We start from the raw sequence: 17011 nt of genomic DNA on the forward strand, positions 1-17011 counted from the left end.
CCATCCCCATGCCCCTGCGCGCCCTGCGATCCAAAGGTTCCCCTCTGCTCTACCGGATGCCGGGGTCGGCGCTGGTGCTGATGGTCTGCGCGGTGGCGCTGCTGCTGACGTTCGGCCTGTCGGCCAGCTTCGCGCTGCGCGACCGGGCGGCGGCCCTGCAGCATGCCCAGGACACCGCCGGCAACGCCAGCCTGCTGGTCGCGGAGCACGCGGCCCGGCTGGTGGAGACCAGCGACCTGATCCTGAAGCAGGCGGTCCAGCTCGCCGGGCCGGCCGACGCCCCGCTGCCCAACGACCGGGGGGGCTGGGAGCGCTACGCGGCGCTGGTGCGGGGCACGCCCTATCTGGTGTCGATCTGGCTGTTCGACGCCGAAGGGAACCCCGTCCTGACCACCCGCCGCTTTCCCACCCCGGCGATGACCGTCGCCGACCGCGATTACTTCATGGCCCAGCGGACGGGCGGCAGCGAGGCCGGGGGGAATCTCTTCATCACCGCGCTGGACAACAGCCGCTACAGCCAGGAGCCGCTGATCCTTCTCTCGCGCCCGCTGGCGGCCGCACCGGGACAGTTCCGGGGCGTGGCCCTGGTCGCCGTCTCGCCGCGCTACGTCCGCGACATCTACAAGAGCTTCGATTTCGACTACGCCCGCTCGATCACGCTCCGCCGCGCCGACGGCACGGTGCTGCTGCACGAGACCCAGGGGCCGGACGCCACCGACAGCGCCGCGGCGGAGGCCGCCGGAGAGCCGGAAATCTCCGCGCTGCGCCGGGTCGACAGCGTGCCCGTGACCGCCGAGGTCGCCATCCCGGTGAGCAGCGTCATGGAGCGGTGGCACGGGCAGCTCTGGACCTACATCTCCTACGCGCTGGCGGCGCTGGCCGCGGTGTCGGTGATCGGCGGGATGGCCCTCCAGCGCGCCCGGCGGGAGCGGCAGGCGGAAAACGCGCTCCAACACGCCTACGACACGCTGGAGGAGCGGGTCCATCAGCGCACGGCGGAGCTGGAGCGGACCAACGCCCAGCTCGAAACCGCGGTGACCGACAAGGAGGTCCTGCTGAAGGAGGTCCAGCACCGGGTGAAGAACAACCTCCAGGTCATCTGCAGCCTGCTGCGCCTCCAGGCCGCCCGCATCGACGAGCCGGCCCGCCGCGCCTTCGACGAGAGCCTGCGCCGCATCCAGTGCATGAGCCTGATGCAGGAGCTGCTCTACCGCTCCGACCAGCCGGCGCGCATCGACTTCGCCGACTATCTACGCCAGCTCTGCGACGGGCTGGTCCGCTCGACCAACCCGACCGGGGCGCGGCTGACGGTGAACGCCCCCCAGCCCTGGAGCCTGGATGTCGATCAGGCCACGCCGCTCGCCCTGATCGCCAGCGAGCTGGTCTCCAACGCGCTGCTTCACGCCTTCCCCCTCGGCCATCCCGGCACGATCACGGTTGCGCTGCTGCCGGAAGGGGCGGAGGGCATGACGATGGTGGTGCGCGACGATGGAACCGGCCTGCCGCCCGATCCGTCCGCCTCCCCGAACCGCTCGACCGAGAAGCGCCAGAGCGGTCTGGGTCTGGTTCTCGTCCGGGCGCTGGCCCAGCAAGCCGGGGCGGAGGTGACCATCGACCGCCATCCGGACGGCGGGCCGGGCACCCGCTTCATCGTGTCGGTGCCGACCCTTGCCAAGACCCAGACGAAAGCGGCCTGAGACAGGATCAGGGCCGCGGCGGCTCCAGGCGCAGATAGACCATGGCGGCGGCGAGCGCGCTGGCGTACGCATCTTCCCCGGAGCGTGGCGGCAGGTCGAGGTCGCGCAGGATGCTGTCCAGCCGCAGATCGACCGCGTATTTGCCGGGCGCCTTGGCCTTGCGGCCGTAATAGAGGCTGGACACCTCGATGCGCGGGTTCGGCAGGGCCACGCCCACCATCGGCTGCACCAGCCGGTCGAGAAGCCCCACGGTGAAATCCAGATAGTAACCGACCAGCGGCCGGTTGCCGATGAAGGCCAGCAGGCGGGACAGCGCGGGCTCCGCCGGCTCGGTGGGCCAGAAGGAGAGAACAAGGCGCTGGCTGGTCAGGATGCGGCCGCCGCGGATGCGCAGCGCCGCGACGCTGCGCAGATCGGCCGTTGCCGCGTCGAAGGAGGTGGCCTCGCAATGGATCGCCACCCGCTCCCCGCTCTCCTCCCCCGACAGCAGCAGGGCGCGGTCGGGATGCTCGGCATGGAGGCCGGCGGTTTCGGCAGCGGGGGTTGCGACGGGGGCGGCGGCCACCGCCCCGTTGGCCACCACGCTGGCAATGGTCTCGGTCGGCATGCCGCCTCCTCTCCCCGCACCCGGCGGGTCAATGGTTCAGGTGGAAGTGGTAGGCGAGCAATTCCTTGAACTTCTTCACCAGCGCCAGACAATCCTTGAACTGGTCGCGGTCCAGCTTGCCCAGGGATTCCGTTCGGACGAGGTTGTCGGTCTGGGTGCCGGACACGCTGCCGTCCAGCCCGGCCTTCAGCCGCAGCGTGGACAGGAAGGTGAAGGCGTCGGCCAGCTCGCCCGCCATGCCGCGGTCGAGCACGCCCTGGTCGGCGAGCGCCCAGATGCGCTCGGTCGTGTTGGTCTCCGCCATGTGCTTTTCCAGCGCCAGCGCGCGGACGCCGTGCACGATGGGGAAGATGCCGGCCTTCTTGATGTCCACCGCCTCGCTGCGCCGCCGCTCGAACAGGCCGCCGAACAGGCCGGACGGCGTGTCGAAGGCGAGCGCCGGGCGGGCGAAGGCGGTGAAGAACATCTGGTTGTCCTGAAGCCGGCCGAGCAGATAGCCCTTCGCCTCGGCGAGCAGGGCGGCGTCCCCGGCCACCGCCGCCGCGTCGTAGAAGATGGCGAGGTTCATCTGCGCCGCCTCGTCGGGGCGGTGGATCCAGTGGAAGAGGGAATCCTTGTACAGCGCCAGCGGGCGCGTCCAGTCCGGGTTGGACACCATGATGCGCCCCGGACAGGGCGGGTAGCCGAATTCGACGAGATGGCGGGTGAAGGCGTCGGTCACCTGCGGCAGCGTCGGGCAGTCGTAGCCGTCGCGCAGGATCAGCCCGTTGTCCTGGTCGGTCTTCAGAAGCTGCTCGCCGCGCCCCTCGCTGCCCATCACGATCAGGCAGGAATTGGCCAGCAGGTCCGGCGGCGCCAGCAGCTCGAACAGGCGGCGGAAGATCTTGCGGTTCAGTTCGGTCACGAGGTCGGCGATGAAGGACACCTTGACGCCCGTGCCGTGCAGCGTGCGGATCAGCCCGACGATGTCCTGGCTGGCCCGGCCGAGATCCTCCGGCGTGGCGGCGCGGTCGACCTTGAGCGCGACGACCTGGGAATGGTTGGAGAGGACGGCCAGCAGGTCGGTCTGCTCCAGCAGGCCGACGACCGCGCCCTGCTCGGTGATGACCAGTCGGCGGACCGAATGCTTGGTCATCAGGATCAGCGCGTTGAACAGCAGGTCGTCGCGGTCCAGCGCCAGCAGCTCGTAGCGGGCGAGCGGCCCGACCGGGCTGTCCACCGGGCGCCCTTCCAGCACCACGAGGTCGCGCAGGTCGGTGCCGGTCAGGATGCCGACACGACCAACGTTCCCGGGTTCGCCATCCCGCACCAGCACGCTGCTCGCCTGCTCCCGCTTCATCGCCGCCGCCGCGTCGCGCAGGGACGCCCCGGCCTCGACGAAGACCGGCGGGTGCAGGTAGGCCTGCCGGATGCGCGCCATGGTCAGGGCCGCGGTTTCGCGGTTGGAGCGCTCGTTGGCCAGCGCGCTCAGCCGGTCGGCGAAGCCCTGCTGGATCACCGCGCCGAAGGCGGCGTTCTCATGCGCCAGGTCGAGAAGGACCGGACGCGGCACCAGATCGCACAGCGTGTCCTCCGCCGCGACGAAGCTGCGCGCCTGCCCGTCGGAGAACAGCGCCGGGAGGTCGAAGCTGTCATGGACGCCGTGCACCGCCACCACCTCGCCGCCCCGGCGTTCGTGGACCAGCCCCCGCCGCACCACGAACAGGCAATCCGCCGGCTCGTCCCGACTCAGGATCACCCCATCCCGTGCATAGACGCCGAGGTCGAGCGACGCGGCGAGCCGCTGCCGCTGCTCCGGGGTCAGGCGGTCGAAGGGCGGAACGGCGAAATCGAAGGCGTCGGACAAAACCCGCTCCACGAACCGGTGGGGTGAATAAAAAAGGCGCCCCAAGACCGCGGTCTTGAGGCGCCTTGAAGATTACACCAGCCCCTTCATCTGCGGAAGGCGGGTGCGACCATTCGCTTTAGTGAGCGGAAGCCCCTTCGGCGCCCAGGCCGGTCTGCGACCGGATGTACTGGGCCTTGTAAGCCTCGCGCTCGTCCTGCGCGGCCTTGCTGTTGTCGGTGATCGAGAAGAACCAGATTGCCAGGAACGACAGCGGGATGGTGAAGGCGCCCGGGTTGTCGTACGGGAAGATGGCGGCCGGGTTGCCCAGCACCGACTTCCACACGGTCGGGCCCAGGATCAGCAGCGTCACCGAGGACACCAGGCCGATCCAACCGCCCAGCACGGCGCCGCGGGTGGTCATCCGGCCCCAGAACATCGACATCAGCAGAACCGGGAAATTCGCCGAGGCCGCGATCACGAAGGCGAGGCCGACCATGAAGGCCACGTTCTGGTTCTCGAAGGCGATGCCGAGGAAGATCGAGATGATGCCGATGACCACCGTGGTGATCTTCGACACGCGGATCTCGTCATGCTCCGACGCGCGGCCACGGGCGATCACCGAGGCGTACAGGTCGTGCGACACGGCCGAGGCGCCGGCCAGCGTCAGGCCCGCGACCACCGCCAGGATGGTGGCGAAGGCCACCGCCGAGATGAAGCCGAAGAACAGGTCGCCGCCCACCGCGTGCGCGGTGTGGATGGCCGCCATATTGGAGCCGCCGATGATCATCGCCGGGTTGGGCTTGCCGCCCGCCGCCGCCAGCTTGGCCGCGTCGAGGAACGGATAGGCGCCGGTGGCGTCCGGGGTCAGCAGCAGCACGATGGCGCCGAAGCCGATGATGAAGGTCAGGATGTAGAAGTAGCCGATGAAGCCGGTCGCGTAGAACACCGACTTGCGGGCCTCGCGGGCGTCCGACACCGTGAAGAAGCGCATCAGGATGTGCGGCAGGCCGGCGGTGCCGAACATCAGCGCCATGCCCAGCGAGATCGCCGAGATCGGGTCGGTGATGAGGGCGCCCGGCGCCATGATGGCGGTCGCCTTGGGGTGGACCTGCGTGGCCGTGGCGAACATCGCCTCCGGGCTGAAGCCGAACTTGGCGAGCACAGCGAAGGCCATGAAGGAGGCGCCCGACAGCAGCAGCACGGCCTTGATGATCTGCACCCAGGTGGTGGCAAGCATGCCGCCGAACGTCACGTAGGCGATCATGAGGACGCCGACGATCACCACCGCCCACATGTAGTCGAGGCCGAACAGCAGCTGGATCAGCTTGCCGGCGCCGACCATCTGGGCGATCAGGTAGAAGGTCACCGTGGCGAGCGAGCCGCAGGCGGCCATCGTGCGCATCGGGGTCTGCTGGAAGCGGTAGGAGGCCACGTCGGCGAAGGTGTACTTGCCGAGGTTGCGCAGCCGCTCGGCGACCAGGAACAGGATGATCGGCCAGCCGACCAGCCAGCCCACCGAGAAGATCAGGCCGTCGAAGCCGGAGGTGTAGACGAGGCCGGCGATGCCGAGGAAGGAGGCCGCCGACATGTAGTCGCCGGCGATGGCGAGGCCGTTCTGGAAGCCGGTGATGCCGCCGCCGGCGGCGTAGAAGTCCTTCGCCGACTTCGTGCGGCGCGCCGCCCAGTAGGTGATGCCGAGCGTGGCCAGCACGAAGATCAGGAACATGACGATCGCCGAGAAATTCGTCGCCTGCTTCTGAACCGCGCCTTCGACCGCCGCCGCGTGCACCGACGCGGGGATGAGCGCGCCAGCCGCGACGGCCGCGGCGCCCACACGATTGACCAGCGAACGCATCACTTCGACTCCTCCATGATCTGCCGGTTCAGCTCATCGAACTCGCCGTTCGCCCGGTGCACATAGATGCCGGTCAGGATGAACGCCGAGATGATGGTGAAGAGGCCGACGGGGATACCCCAGGTGGTCACGCCATTGCCGATCGGGGTACCCAGGAACCCCTTGCCGAAGGCGACCAGCAGGATGAAGCCGAAGTAGATGACGAGCATGGCGATCGAAAGCGTCCACGCGAATGCGCTACGCTTCTGCACCAGCTCCTGAAACTTGGGATTCGCGAGAATCCTCTGAGCGTTTTCTTTCATAGTGCGTCCCCTCGCGAGTGCCGAGCAATTTTTGCAAGGTCATATTAGACACTCGGGGCATATGGTCTTTGTAACGAACTATCCCGTCAACAACTTTGATGCAGGCCAACCGCTAAAAAGCGGCTTGACGCAGCCCGCGGCCGTTGTTCCGGAGGTTCGTTCACAAACCCATGGCAGCGAAAGGGCAACGGGTGCACGAAATATTGTGAAGCGCAGGCTTAAGAATTGGTGCGCGGAAGCCAAGGTATGCGACCAAAAGTCACACCTTCCTCCTTCAACTCTTCCGCTTCCTTGTCGGTGGCCTCGCCATAGATTCCGCGCGGATCGGTTTCGCCATAATGGATGCGCCGGGCCTCCTCGGCGAAGCGGTCTCCGACGTAATCGCAATTCGTTTCAACCGTGTGGCGAACTTCCCTCAATTGGCGCATGACTTCCGCCGCGAAGCGCTCGCGCAGTTCCGCCGGCACGGACGGGGTCGCCGGCGCCGGGGGAGCGGCGGGAGCCGCCGCGCCGCCCGCCGCCGTGGGCGCGGCCTCCGGCGCACCGCCCTCCCGGGCCGCGTCGTCCTTGCCACGACCGCCTTTGGCGATGCGCGGGGCCATGGGGGCCTTGGTGATGTGCGTGTCGCCGCAGACCGGGCAGGCGATGGCCTTGGCGGCGGCCTGCGTCTCATAGGCGTCGCCGTTGCGGAACCAGGCTTCGAACCGGTGGTCGGCCGTGCATTTCAGAACGAAGAGGATCATGTCCCCGTCGGATGCTCCAAGGTGAGAAGACCGGATGGTCATGATATACGGTCGGTGACCGGTTGCCAGTTCAGCACGACGCCGGCGTCGCGGTCAAACACGCGTCATGAAAGAGCGGGAGCGTCCGTCCCTTGTCCACACCGCCGTCCACCTCCGGATCGCCGCACGCCGCGATCAGCCCGCCCTCCCCCTGGGTCGCGCGTTTCGCGCCGCTGGTGCCCACGGGCGGCACGGTCCTCGACCTCGCCTGCGGGTCGGGGCGGCACCTGCGGCTGTTCCAGGCGCGCAACCACCCGGTGGTCGGGCTGGACCGCGACCTGCGTGGGGTGGCCGACCTGATCGGGACGGCGGGGGTGGAGCTGGTGGAAGCCGACCTGGAGAGCGGGGCGCCGGTGCCGCTGCTGCGCGACCGCCGCTTCGCCGCGATCGTGGTGACCAACTACCTGCACCGCCCGCTGTTCCCGGCCATCCTCGACGCGCTGGAACCGGGCGGCATTCTCCTTTATGAGACCTTCGCCCTGGGCAACGCCCGCTTCGGCCGCCCCGCCTCCCCCGCCTTCCTGCTGCGCAGCGGCGAGCTTCTGGAGGTGGCGCGCGGGCGTCTCCAGGTCGTCGCCTACGAGCATGGCGAGGTCGCCTCGCCCAAGGCCGCCGTGATGCAGCGGCTGTGCGCGGTCAAGGATCTGGAGGCCGGAAACGGTCTGGACGGCGACCCGGAGCCGCGCCCCTTGCCAACGTCCTGAAAGAATCAGAATCCGACACGATCCAGCGTGAAGGCCCGGTCGTGGCTGAGGGCCGGCACCATACGGCGCGCCTCCTCGACGCGGGCCATGTCCAGCTCGGCCAGGACGAAGCCAACCGCCTCCCCGGCGTCGGCCAGCACCTCGCCCCAGGGGGCGACGATCAGGGAATGGCCGTAGGTCAGCCGTCCCTGGTCGTGGCTGCCGGTCTGGGCCGGGGCCAGGACGAAGCAGCCCGTCTCGATGGCGCGGGCGCGCAGCAGCGTGTGCCAGTGCGCCCGCCCGGTCGGGACCGTGAAGGCCGCCGGCACCGTCAGGATCGACGCCCCCGCTTGGGCGAGCGCCCGGTAGAGATAGGCGAAGCGCAGGTCGTAGCAGACGGTCATCCCCACCCCGCCCCAGGGCGTGGCGGCCAGGACCGCGCGGTCGCCGGGCCGGAAGGTCGCGGATTCGCGGTAGCTCTCCCCGCCCTTCAGGTCGACGTCGAACATGTGGAGCTTGTCGTAATGGGCGACGGCCCGCCCCCCGGCGTCGAACAGGTAGCTGCGGTTGGCCACCCGCCCGTCGTCGAGCAGGACGCCCAGCGTCCCGGCGAGCAGCCAGGACCCGGTCTCCCGCGCCAGATCGGCGAAGAAGGGGATCGCCGGATGCTCGTCGGCCGTCTTCACCCGCTCCAGCACCTTTGCGCGGCCCTGGACGATCATGCTGACATTCTCGGGCAGGGCGATGAAATCCGCCCCGGCGTCGCGCGCCCGGCGGACCAGATCGCCCGCCGCCTGAAGGTTCGGAAGGATTTCCGTGCCCGCGTTGACCTGGACGCAGGCGGCCTTCAGGACGCCGCTCATCCCCCGATTCCCAGGATCGGGTCGAGCTTGCCGGCGCGGTCCAGCGCGTGGATGTCGTCGGAGCCGCCGTAGGGCTTGCCGTCGATGAAGACCTGCGGCACGGTCATGCGCCCCTCGGCCCGCTGCACCATCTCCTCGCGGCGGCCCGGCTGCATGTAGAGGTCGATCTCCTCGTACGCCACCCCCTTGCTGTCGAGCAGACGCTTCGCGCGCGAGCAATAGGGGCAGAAGGGCGTGGTGTAGATGACGACGTCGGCCATGCGGAGGGCTCCTTGGCTGTTTTGAACGGTTATAAGATCAACCGCCGCACCACGCCACCCGTTACGTTTTCATGGCTCACACCCACGGCTCACGTCTTGACGACGCGCGCCAGGGTCAGCGCGTCCACCCGCTCCGCCCCGGCGCACCGCAGAACCCGCGCGCATTCCGACAGGGTCGCCCCGGTGGTCAGCACGTCGTCGACCAGGACGATGCGCTTCCCGGCCACCCGCGGCTCCAGCCCCGGCCGGACCGCGAAGGCGCCCTTGACGTTCCGCCGCCGCCCCGAGCGGTCGAGCCCGCCCTGCGACGGGGTGGACCGGCGGCGGACCAGCAGGTCGGGAATCACCGGGCGCCCGGCCTGCCGGCCTGCCGCCTGGGCGAGCAGGGCCGCCTGGTTGTAGCGGCGCCGGAACAGACGCAGGCGGTGCAGCGGCACCGGAGCCAGAAGGTCGGCGTCGGCCAGCAGCTCCGCCCCGGCACGGGCCATCCACGCGCCGTAGGCCCCGACGGCGTGGATGCGGTCGCCGTGCTTGAAGCCGAGGACCAGCGGACGGCTGCCGTCGTCGTAGGCCAGGACGGCGCGGGCGCGGGCGAAGACCGGCGGCTCGGCGATGCAGGCGCCGCACAGCGGCTCCCCCTCCAGCGCGAAGTCGAAGGGCGTGCCGCAACACGCGCAAGCGGGCGGCGCGATGAAGGTCAGGCCGCTCCAGCACGGCGCGCAGAGGCCGCCCTGCCGGTCCACCGCCCCGCCGCAGCACAGGCAGCGCGGCGGCAGCAGCGTGTCGAGAATTCCCGCCAGAACCCCTGTCTTCAGCCCCTGCAGGAGGGCCATGGCGGCGTCCCCCTCAGTTCAGGCCGGCGATGCGGTCGAAGATCACGAAGGTGTAGTCGCGCAGCGCGATGTAGATCGCCGGCCCGGTGATGAACAGGATCGCCAGCGTCGCGAAGATCTTCAGATCCTGCTGCAACGTCGATTCGTTGATGTTGGTCGCCTGTTGGAAGATGGTCAGCACCATGCCGAGCACCGTGGTGACGACGAGGACCGGGGTGGTGATCTTGATGATGACGATCAGCGCCTCATAGGTGGCGCCGATGGCTTCCTCGATGCCCATGGCAAGCTCCCGCAGGTTCGCGGCCGACCATAGCATGGCGCCGCCCTTTCGCCGATGGTTGTAGCCCGCCGGGGCTGGGCTATATTGCGGGCATGACCACGCCCGACAGCATGACCGTCTTCGACCGTGCGCTCGTCCGCCGCCGCCGCGACCGCGCCGTCCCCGCCTTTGCCGAGCACGCCTTCCTGTTCGAGGAGGTGGCCGAACGCCTCGTCGACCGGCTGGAGGATGTGGCCCGGCCCTTTCCCACCGTGCTCGACCTCGGCGCCCACGACGGGGTGATGGGGCGGACGCTGCGCGGGCGCAAAGGCGTCGAGACGCTGGTCGCCTGCGACCTCTCTCCCGGCTTCGCCCAGCGGGCCGGGCCGCGGGCCGTCGCCGCCGACGAGGAGTTCCTGCCCTTCGTGCCGGAGACCTTCGACCTCGTGGTCAGCAACCTCAGCCTCCACTGGGTCAACGACCTGCCCGGCGCGCTGGTCCAGGTGCGGCAGGCGCTGAAGCCCGACGGCTTCTTCTGCGCGGCCATGCTGGGCGGGGAAACGCTGCTGGAACTGCGGCGCTGCCTGTACGAGGCGGAGATGGAGGTGGCCGGCGGCGTGTCGCCCCGCGTGTCGCCCTTCGCCGAGATCCGCGACGTCGGCGGCCTGATGCAGCGCGCCGGCTTCGCCCTGCCGGTGGTGGACAGCGACGTCATCACCGTCACCTACAGCGACGCCTTCCGACTGATGCGCGACCTGCGCGGCATGGGCGAGACCAACGCCGTCCTGGCCCGCCGCAAGGTGCCGGCCACCCGCGCCCTGCTGTTCGACGCCGCCCGCCGCTACGCCGAGCGCTACGCCGAGCCGGACGGGCGCATCGAGGCGACCTTCCAGATCCTCTATCTGGCCGGCTGGTCGCCGCACGAGAGCCAGCAGCAGCCGCTCAAGCCCGGTTGCGGCGAGGTCCACTTGGGCGAGGCGCTGAAGGGGTCGGCGGAGAAGCTCCGTTAATCCGGAGCGGGGCGGCGGTCACCCGATCATCCGGATCGCCATCCAGCCCAGCACCCCGGCGTTCACCACCATGACGACCGGCGCCGCCCGCGCCACCGCGGAGCGCCACGTGCGCCCCGCGAGATGGCCGGCGAGGCCGACCGCCAGCAGGCTCGGCAGCGTGCCGAGCGCGAAGGCCGCCATGCCCAGCGCTCCGGTCAGCGCGCTGCCGCTGGCCGCGGCCACCGCCACGGCGCCGTAGAGAAGGCCGCAGGGGATGAAGCCGAGCGCCAGCCCCAGCCCGTAGCCGCGCCAGCCCGTGGGGTTGCCGAACAGGGGGCGGGCCAGCCGGGACACCCGGTCGCCCCACCAGCGCTGCACCGCGCCGTCGAGCTTCGGCATCCAGGCGGTCAGCCCCTTCACCGCATAGCCGAGGAAGAACAGCGCCGCGAAGGCCAGCAGCGCCACCGACAGCCATTTCAGCCCCGGCAGCGCCCCGACATGGCCGGCGACCGCCGCCGCCGCCGCGCCGATCAGGGTGTAGGTGGTGCCGCGCCCCAGATGGTAGGGCAGCACCGCCGCCCCGGCCAGCCGGTGGAACTCGCTCATCCGCGAGGCCGGGACCTGCTCAAGCCGGGCGGTGACCTGGGCCAGGACGAAGGGGCCGCACATGCCCGCGCAGTGGGTCGATCCCCCGACCAGCCCGGCGGTCAGCAGCGCGACCAGCAGCCCGCCGTCACGGTCGATGACGACGGCGCACTGGTTGAGGCCGGCGTCGAGAAGCGACAGGGCCGAATGGGCGTCCACGGCGGACCTCCGGTTGGAAGACCGCCCGTGTATAGGGGAAGCCCGCCGCGAAGGCCATGACCTGAGTCAACGGGCGCCAGCCCGCGCCGGCCCGGCCTTCAGGATCAGGTCTCGGAACCGGACTGCGCCACCTCATGCACGTCCACCGGCTGGGCGGCGTGGCGGTTCATGATCTCCAGCGCCTGCCGCTCGCGCCCGGCGTCGGCCAGATTGACCCACAGCAGGATGCCGCCCTTGTCGAGGTGCTGGAGCATCGGCTCGTTGCGCTTGTCGGTCAGCCAGTTCGACATGACCGAGCCCATGGCGCCGCCGCCCACGCCCGCCGCCGCCGCCGCCGCCGCCGCCGCCAGGGCCGTGCCGCCGGTCGCCAGGACGGCCCCGGTCGCCAGGATCGCCCCGACATAGGCCGGGAACCCCACCGCCACGCCCTTCACGCTGCCGACATCCTCCGGCGAGACGTAGGACTGGCGCGGCGCGTCGGGGTCGTGGGCGAGGTCCTCCGCCCGCTGCGGCACATGGCCGAGATGGTCGCGGATGGTCTGGTCGTTGGCGAGGACGCTCAGTTCATGACGCTGGAAGCCGGCCAGGGTCAGCTCGTCGACGACCTTCTGCAGGGCGTCGCGGCTGGCGAAGATGCCCACGGCCTCGCGCACGGCGCCGCGCAGATGGCCGGCGGAGCGGTTCGCGTTCACATCGTTCTCGAAGGTCATGGCGGTCGTCCCCTGTTGCGCTTCCCGGTCGCTGTTCAACCATGGGCGCGGAGCGGAGGTTCCCGCCCGCGGGCCAAGCGGCGTCAGGGCTTTCCCGCAGCGGCGGGCGGGGTCACCACGCCCCGCGGCTCCGGCATGGTGCCGAGGAACCACCACAGGCCGAGCGCGATCAGCGCGGCCTTCACCGCCAGGAACAGGGCGATGTGGCGGGCGAGCGGGTTGCGGATCAAGGGCGGCTCCATTGCAGCGGGTCTCCGTCGCCAAACCGGGCCAAACTGGATAGTATCCCCGGCCGAAAGACGGATCACATTCACACGGATCGCACAAAAGGACGCGCCATGAAACGGTTGCTGATGCTCGGCCTGCTGGCCCTCGGCCTGACCGCCCCCGTCGCCGCGCCGGCCCTGGCCCAGATCAATCTCCTGGAAGGCCCCTCCATGGTCAAGGCGGTGACGTCCAACGACGCCAGCGCGCTGCGGCTGCTCCTGCTGAAGGGGGAGAACCCGAATCAGGTCGACGCCAGCGGGCGACCCGTCCTGCTGCTGGCGATCGGCAACGGCCATCCGGAACTGGTGCGGCTTCTGCTGGACGGCGGGGCCAACCCCAACCGCGCCGACAAGGCCGGCAACACCCCGCTGCACTACGCGGTGGAGGCCGACGCGCCGGAGGCGGTGGACCTTCTGCTGACCAAGGGCGCCAAGGTCGACCAGGACAACCGCCAGGGCGTCACCCCGCTGATGACCGCGGCGCGCTTCGGCCGCGTCGATCTGGTGGAGCGGCTGCTGAAGGCAGGGGCGCAGGCCGACCGCTCCGACTTCACGGGCCGCACAACGCTGAGCTGGGCGCAGGACAGCCGCAACGCCCGCGTGGCGAACCTGCTGCGCCAAGCCGGAGCGCGCTGAGGCCGCCATGGGCGACGCCCCGCTCACCGCCATCCTCGGCGCCGCCCCCCTGAACGGTCCGGGGCCGCTGTTCCTGCTGCTGCTGGCCCTGGCCATCGACGCCGCCGCCGGCGACTGGATCGGGCGGGTCCTGCCCGATCCGGCGGCGCTGGCGCAGCGCGTCTGCGCCTGGGCCGACCGGCGGCTGAACCGGGTGGAGCGCGGCAAGACCGCCCGCCTGCTGCGCGGCGCGCTGGTCGTGCTGGCGCTCGTCCTGGTCGCCGTCGCCGTCGGCCTGATCGTCGAGCGGATCGGCGCGCAGAGCCGCGGCTGGCTGCTGGAACTGGCGGTGATCCTCGCCGCGCTACGCGGACGGAGCGCCTGGACGCGGGTGCGGGCGGTGCGCCGCGCCCTGGACAAGGGCGGCGTCGCCCCGGCGCGGGAGGCCGTCGCCCCCCTCACCCGCCGCCACGCCTTCAGCCTGGACGAGCACGGCATCGCCCGCGCCGCCATCGAGGCCGCCGCCAAGGGCTTCGCCCGCAAGCTGGTGGCGCCGGTCTTCGGCTACGCCCTGCTGGGCGTGCCCGGCCTGCTGGTCTGGGCGGCGGTGGACGGCGCCGACAGCGCGCTGGGCCACGCGGGCGTGCGGCACGAGCGTTTCGGCCAGACGGCGGCGCGGCTGGACGACGCGCTGAACGCCATCCCGGCGCGGCTGGCCGCGCTTCTCCTGGCGCTGGCCGCGCCCTTTGCCGGAGCGCGGGCCGGCGGCGCCTTCCGCACGATGATGCGGGACGGCGGCAAGGCGGCCTCCTTCAACATGGGCTGGCCGACCGCCGCCATGGCCGGCGCGCTGGGTCTGGCGCTCGGCGGGCCGCACCGCGACGGCGGCGTGATCATCACCGAACCCTGGATCGGCGAGGGCCGCGCGCGGGCCACCGCCGCCGACATCGGGCGGGCGCTGGCGGTCTACGCCGTGGCCGGTCTGATCCTGACGCTGCTGGTGGCGCTGCTGCTGTGGGGGATCGCGGGGCTGTAAAGCGCGGTGCGGGGGACAAGACTTCACACGGATTGCACGGACGATTTCACGGATTACACGGGTTTTTATTTATCCGCGCACCGCCATCCCTGGTGCCTCGCACAAGAGAGACAGGCTTACAATATTGATCATTAAAAGAAGTTTGTGAAATCCGTGCGTCGATCCGTGAAATCCGTGAAAAACCTTGCCCGCCACACTTCGACCCGACCAAGAAAAAAGGCGCGATCCCGAAGGACCGCGCCTTTTTCATCTCAGCGGCGAACCGCTGTTACCACTTGGACGCCCGGTGCGCCGGCTTGCCGCCCTGGGAGTCGCGGCGGGCGTGGCCGCCGTGCTCGTTGCGGGCATGGTCGCTGCGACCACCATGCTCGTTGCGGTTCATCGGACGGCCCTGCGGACGGCCACCCGGGGCGCCGTTCGGCTTGCCGCCCTCGGCACCGCCGTTGGCGTTGCGCACCCACGGCTTCTTGTTGTAGCCGCCGCCGTTGCCGCCGCCCGGACGACCGCCCGGACGGCCCGTCGGACGACCGCCGCCGCCGGTCTGGAACGGACGCTGCGGCTCCAGGCCCGGAACGACGTGGATGTCGAGGCGGGTGCCGGTGTAGCGTTCGATGCGGAACAGGGCGTCGCGGTCGGCGCGGGCGGCGAAGGAGATCGCCACGCCCGAGGCGCCCGCACGGCCCGTGCGGCCGATGCGGTGGACATAGTCCTCCGCCGAGCGCGGCAGGTCGAAGTTGATGACATGGGTGATGTCGCGCACGTCGATGCCGCGCGCCGCCACGTCGGTCGCCACCAGCAGGCGGACCTGGCCGGTGCGCAGGCGCTGGAGCGTGCGGTTGCGCTTGAACTGGTCCATGTCGCCGTGCAGGGCGGCGGCGGCGTGGCCGGCGTCGCTCAGCTCCTCGGCCAGCGCGTCGGCGTCACGCTTGGTGGCGGCGAAGATGATCGCCTTGCCGACCTCGGGCAGGTCCGCGAAGTGCTTCAGCAGGCGGCGCTTGTGGTCCATGTCGTCGGCATGGTGCAGGCGCTGCTCGACGTTCACCGAGGTGGTGGCGCTTTCCACGGCGACGCGCACCGGGTTGCGCAGCAGGTTGCCGGCGAGCTGGGCCATGCGGCGGTCCAGCGTGGCGGTGAACAGCAGCGTCTGGCGGGTCTCCGGGCAGCACTTGGCGATGGTTTCCACATCGTCCAGGAAGCCCATGTCCAGCATGCGGTCCGCCTCGTCCAGGATCAGCACCTCGACGGCGCTGAGGTCGATGCGGTTGCGCGACACATGGTCGAGCAGGCGGCCCGGCGTGGCCACCATCACGTCCACGGCGCGCGACAGCAGGCGCAACTGGTCGCGGTAGGGCATGCCGCCGACCACGTCCACGATGTTGTACTTCATGAACTTGGCGTACTTGCGCGCCGCGTCGGTGACCTGCTTGGCCAGCTCACGCGTCGGGGCCAGAACCAGCACGCGCGGGGCGGCCACGCCGAGGCGCGGCAGCTCGACGGTGCGGGTCAGAGCCGGCAGCATGAAGGCGGCGGTCTTGCCGGTGCCCGTCTCGGCGGTCGCCAGGATGTCGCGGCCTTCCAGGGCCGGCGGGATCGCCTCGGCCTGGACGGGGGTCGGGGTGTTGTACTCGAAGGCTTCCAGCGCCTTCACGACGAGCGGGTGGACGCCCAGCCCGGCGAAAGCGTTGGGGGTAACGGTGTCGGTCACGGTTTCGTCGGCGACGGCAACCTCGGTGACGGCAGTCTCGACGACAGAAGTCTCGGCGACGGCGGTCTCAGCAACGAGGGCGTCGGCGGCGGTCATTTCGATGGACGACAAGTAGGGTAACCTTTCCTCAGGACCATGACGGCGCACGGCCGCCGCACCAGGATGGTGAGCGGTGGAACGCCGGCGTTTTCGCCGGGAGGAGGTCGGAAGAGGGAGAGGCGTCTGTCCGAAGCAACGGGCGACCGGGTCCCAAGGAAGGCCGTCCCGCAATATCAAAGCGCGTCTCGCTCAAGAGACGCGCGAGCCTCCAGCGATCAAGACGCCTTACATAATGGGTTGCGCTGCACAATCCAAGAAGATTCTTTCACGCCCCCGGTCGCGTCGTGTCCCCGGCGGCGGGTGCCTGCCGTGCGCGCAGCGCATCCCGGATCTCCTCCAGCAGAACCTCCTGGCGGGGCGGCGCCTTCGGCTTGGAATCCTGGAGGAAATGCAGGCGGTTGACCTGCCGCACGATGAGGAACAGCGCGCCCGCCACGATGAAGAAGTTGATCAGGGCGTTGATGAAGCGGCCGTAGTTGATGGTCGCCGCCCCCGCCGCCTCCGCCGCGGCGAGGCTCTCGTACTGGCCGCCGGACAGGTTCAGGAAGTAGTTGGAGAAGTCGATCCCGCCCATGACCCAGCCGATGGGCGGCATCAGCATGTCCTTGACCAGCGAGTTGACGATGCCGGTGAAGGCCGCGCCGATGATGATGCCGACGGCCAGCTCCACGACGTTGCCGCGGCTGATGAAGGTCTTGAATTCCTGCAACATGGCTGCGCTCCCGCTTGTTGTCGGAAGAACGCCACAGCCCAGCCGAAGTTTCCGGGGCCACAAAAGGAAAGGGGCCGGACCCTGCGGCCCAGCCCCCTCCGGA

Annotated in this window: 19 protein-coding genes; 5 read left to right on the forward strand and 14 right to left on the reverse strand. The window is 70.1% G+C overall.

Translation table 11 applies throughout. The annotated features are described in order from the left end of the window. Nucleotides 1-8: 8 nt before the first annotated feature. Entirely contained in the window at nucleotides 9-1697 is a 1689-nt protein-coding gene (locus FHW79_RS01470; protein ID WP_183177345.1) for a histidine kinase dimerization/phosphoacceptor domain -containing protein, read from the forward strand. 7 nt (nucleotides 1698-1704) lie between these two features. On the opposite strand, the gene FHW79_RS01475 is transcribed toward FHW79_RS01470, so the two are convergent. The 5 genes from FHW79_RS01475 to FHW79_RS01495 all read right to left on the reverse strand — a co-directional run bounded on the left by FHW79_RS01475 (nucleotide 1705) and on the right by FHW79_RS01495 (nucleotide 7032). Continuing rightward, nucleotides 1705-2304, reverse strand: a complete 600-nt coding sequence (locus FHW79_RS01475; RefSeq protein WP_247884113.1) for a DNA polymerase III — start codon at nucleotides 2302-2304, stop codon at nucleotides 1705-1707. Between the two features lie 28 nt (nucleotides 2305-2332). Then, nucleotides 2333-4150 carry a putative nucleotidyltransferase substrate binding domain-containing protein gene (locus tag FHW79_RS01480; RefSeq protein ID WP_247884114.1) on the reverse strand — a complete coding sequence of 606 codons (1818 nt, stop codon included), beginning with the start codon at nucleotides 4148-4150 and terminating at the stop codon, nucleotides 2333-2335. A gap of 118 nt (nucleotides 4151-4268) precedes the next feature. Beyond that, nucleotides 4269-5987: a cation acetate symporter gene (locus FHW79_RS01485; protein ID WP_183177346.1), complete on the reverse strand. Its 1719-nt coding sequence runs from the start codon at nucleotides 5985-5987 to the stop codon at nucleotides 4269-4271. Next, nucleotides 5987-6289, reverse strand: coding sequence for a DUF485 domain-containing protein (locus FHW79_RS01490; RefSeq protein WP_109070658.1), 303 nt, complete (start codon nucleotides 6287-6289; stop codon nucleotides 5987-5989). The genes FHW79_RS01485 and FHW79_RS01490 overlap by 1 nt, the downstream gene beginning before the upstream one ends. 218 nt (nucleotides 6290-6507) lie before the next feature. Then, entirely contained in the window at nucleotides 6508-7032 is a 525-nt protein-coding gene (locus tag FHW79_RS01495; RefSeq protein WP_183177347.1) for a DUF1178 family protein, read from the reverse strand. 131 nt (nucleotides 7033-7163) lie between these two features. On the opposite strand from FHW79_RS01495, the gene FHW79_RS01500 reads away from it, so the two are divergent. Continuing rightward, nucleotides 7164-7775, forward strand: coding sequence for a methyltransferase domain-containing protein (locus FHW79_RS01500; protein ID WP_183177348.1), 612 nt, complete (start codon nucleotides 7164-7166; stop codon nucleotides 7773-7775). Between the two features lie 5 nt (nucleotides 7776-7780). Here the strand turns inward: FHW79_RS01500 and FHW79_RS01505 are convergent, their stop codons facing one another. The 4 genes from FHW79_RS01505 to FHW79_RS01520 form a co-directional block, all read right to left on the reverse strand. Next, entirely contained in the window at nucleotides 7781-8617 is an 837-nt protein-coding gene (locus FHW79_RS01505; RefSeq protein ID WP_183177349.1) for a carbon-nitrogen hydrolase family protein, read from the reverse strand. Then, on the reverse strand, nucleotides 8614-8877 hold the full coding sequence (grxC, locus tag FHW79_RS01510; RefSeq protein WP_014239199.1) for a glutaredoxin 3: 264 nt from the start codon (nucleotides 8875-8877) through the stop codon (nucleotides 8614-8616). The genes FHW79_RS01505 and grxC overlap by 4 nt, the downstream gene beginning before the upstream one ends. A gap of 89 nt (nucleotides 8878-8966) precedes the next feature. Then, nucleotides 8967-9710, reverse strand: coding sequence for a ComF family protein (locus FHW79_RS01515; RefSeq protein ID WP_183177350.1), 744 nt, complete (start codon nucleotides 9708-9710; stop codon nucleotides 8967-8969). A gap of 13 nt (nucleotides 9711-9723) precedes the next feature. Then, nucleotides 9724-10026: a flagellar biosynthetic protein FliQ gene (locus FHW79_RS01520; RefSeq protein WP_247884115.1), complete on the reverse strand. Its 303-nt coding sequence runs from the start codon at nucleotides 10024-10026 to the stop codon at nucleotides 9724-9726. Nucleotides 10027-10082: 56 nt separating this feature from the next. Between FHW79_RS01520 and FHW79_RS01525 the strand changes: the two genes are divergently transcribed. Continuing rightward, nucleotides 10083-10979, forward strand: a complete 897-nt coding sequence (locus FHW79_RS01525; RefSeq protein WP_183177351.1) for a methyltransferase domain-containing protein — start codon at nucleotides 10083-10085, stop codon at nucleotides 10977-10979. An 18-nt stretch (nucleotides 10980-10997) separates the two neighbouring features. On the opposite strand, the gene FHW79_RS01530 is transcribed toward FHW79_RS01525, so the two are convergent. From FHW79_RS01530 to FHW79_RS01540, 3 genes are all read right to left on the reverse strand, one after another. Beyond that, on the reverse strand, nucleotides 10998-11765 hold the full coding sequence (locus tag FHW79_RS01530; protein ID WP_183177352.1) for a sulfite exporter TauE/SafE family protein: 768 nt from the start codon (nucleotides 11763-11765) through the stop codon (nucleotides 10998-11000). Between the two features lie 104 nt (nucleotides 11766-11869). Beyond that, on the reverse strand, nucleotides 11870-12475 hold the full coding sequence (locus FHW79_RS01535) for a hypothetical protein (protein WP_183177353.1): 606 nt from the start codon (nucleotides 12473-12475) through the stop codon (nucleotides 11870-11872). An 83-nt stretch (nucleotides 12476-12558) separates the two neighbouring features. Next, complete coding sequence (locus tag FHW79_RS01540) at nucleotides 12559-12717, reverse strand: hypothetical protein (RefSeq protein WP_183177741.1); 159 nt, start codon at nucleotides 12715-12717, stop codon at nucleotides 12559-12561. 96 nt (nucleotides 12718-12813) lie between these two features. On the opposite strand from FHW79_RS01540, the gene FHW79_RS01545 reads away from it, so the two are divergent. Both FHW79_RS01545 and FHW79_RS01550 read left to right on the forward strand, forming a co-directional pair. Beyond that, nucleotides 12814-13377 (forward strand): ankyrin repeat domain-containing protein, encoded by a 564-nt coding sequence (locus tag FHW79_RS01545; protein WP_183177354.1) that lies wholly within the window; start codon nucleotides 12814-12816, stop codon nucleotides 13375-13377. A 7-nt stretch (nucleotides 13378-13384) separates the two neighbouring features. Further along, on the forward strand, nucleotides 13385-14392 hold the full coding sequence (locus FHW79_RS01550; RefSeq protein ID WP_183177355.1) for a CobD/CbiB family cobalamin biosynthesis protein: 1008 nt from the start codon (nucleotides 13385-13387) through the stop codon (nucleotides 14390-14392). Between the two features lie 268 nt (nucleotides 14393-14660). On the opposite strand, the gene FHW79_RS01555 is transcribed toward FHW79_RS01550, so the two are convergent. Both FHW79_RS01555 and mscL read right to left on the reverse strand, forming a co-directional pair. Then, a complete protein-coding gene (locus tag FHW79_RS01555) occupies nucleotides 14661-16208 on the reverse strand; it encodes a DEAD/DEAH box helicase (RefSeq protein WP_247884116.1) in 1548 nt (515 codons plus the stop codon). A 253-nt stretch (nucleotides 16209-16461) separates the two neighbouring features. Then, nucleotides 16462-16908 carry a large conductance mechanosensitive channel protein MscL gene (mscL, locus tag FHW79_RS01560; protein WP_183177356.1) on the reverse strand — a complete coding sequence of 149 codons (447 nt, stop codon included), beginning with the start codon at nucleotides 16906-16908 and terminating at the stop codon, nucleotides 16462-16464. Nucleotides 16909-17011: the final 103 nt, after the last annotated feature.

Origin of the sequence: Azospirillum sp. OGB3 (assembly GCF_014192915.1) — a bacterium.
Classification (GTDB): Bacteria; Pseudomonadota; Alphaproteobacteria; order Azospirillales; family Azospirillaceae; genus Azospirillum.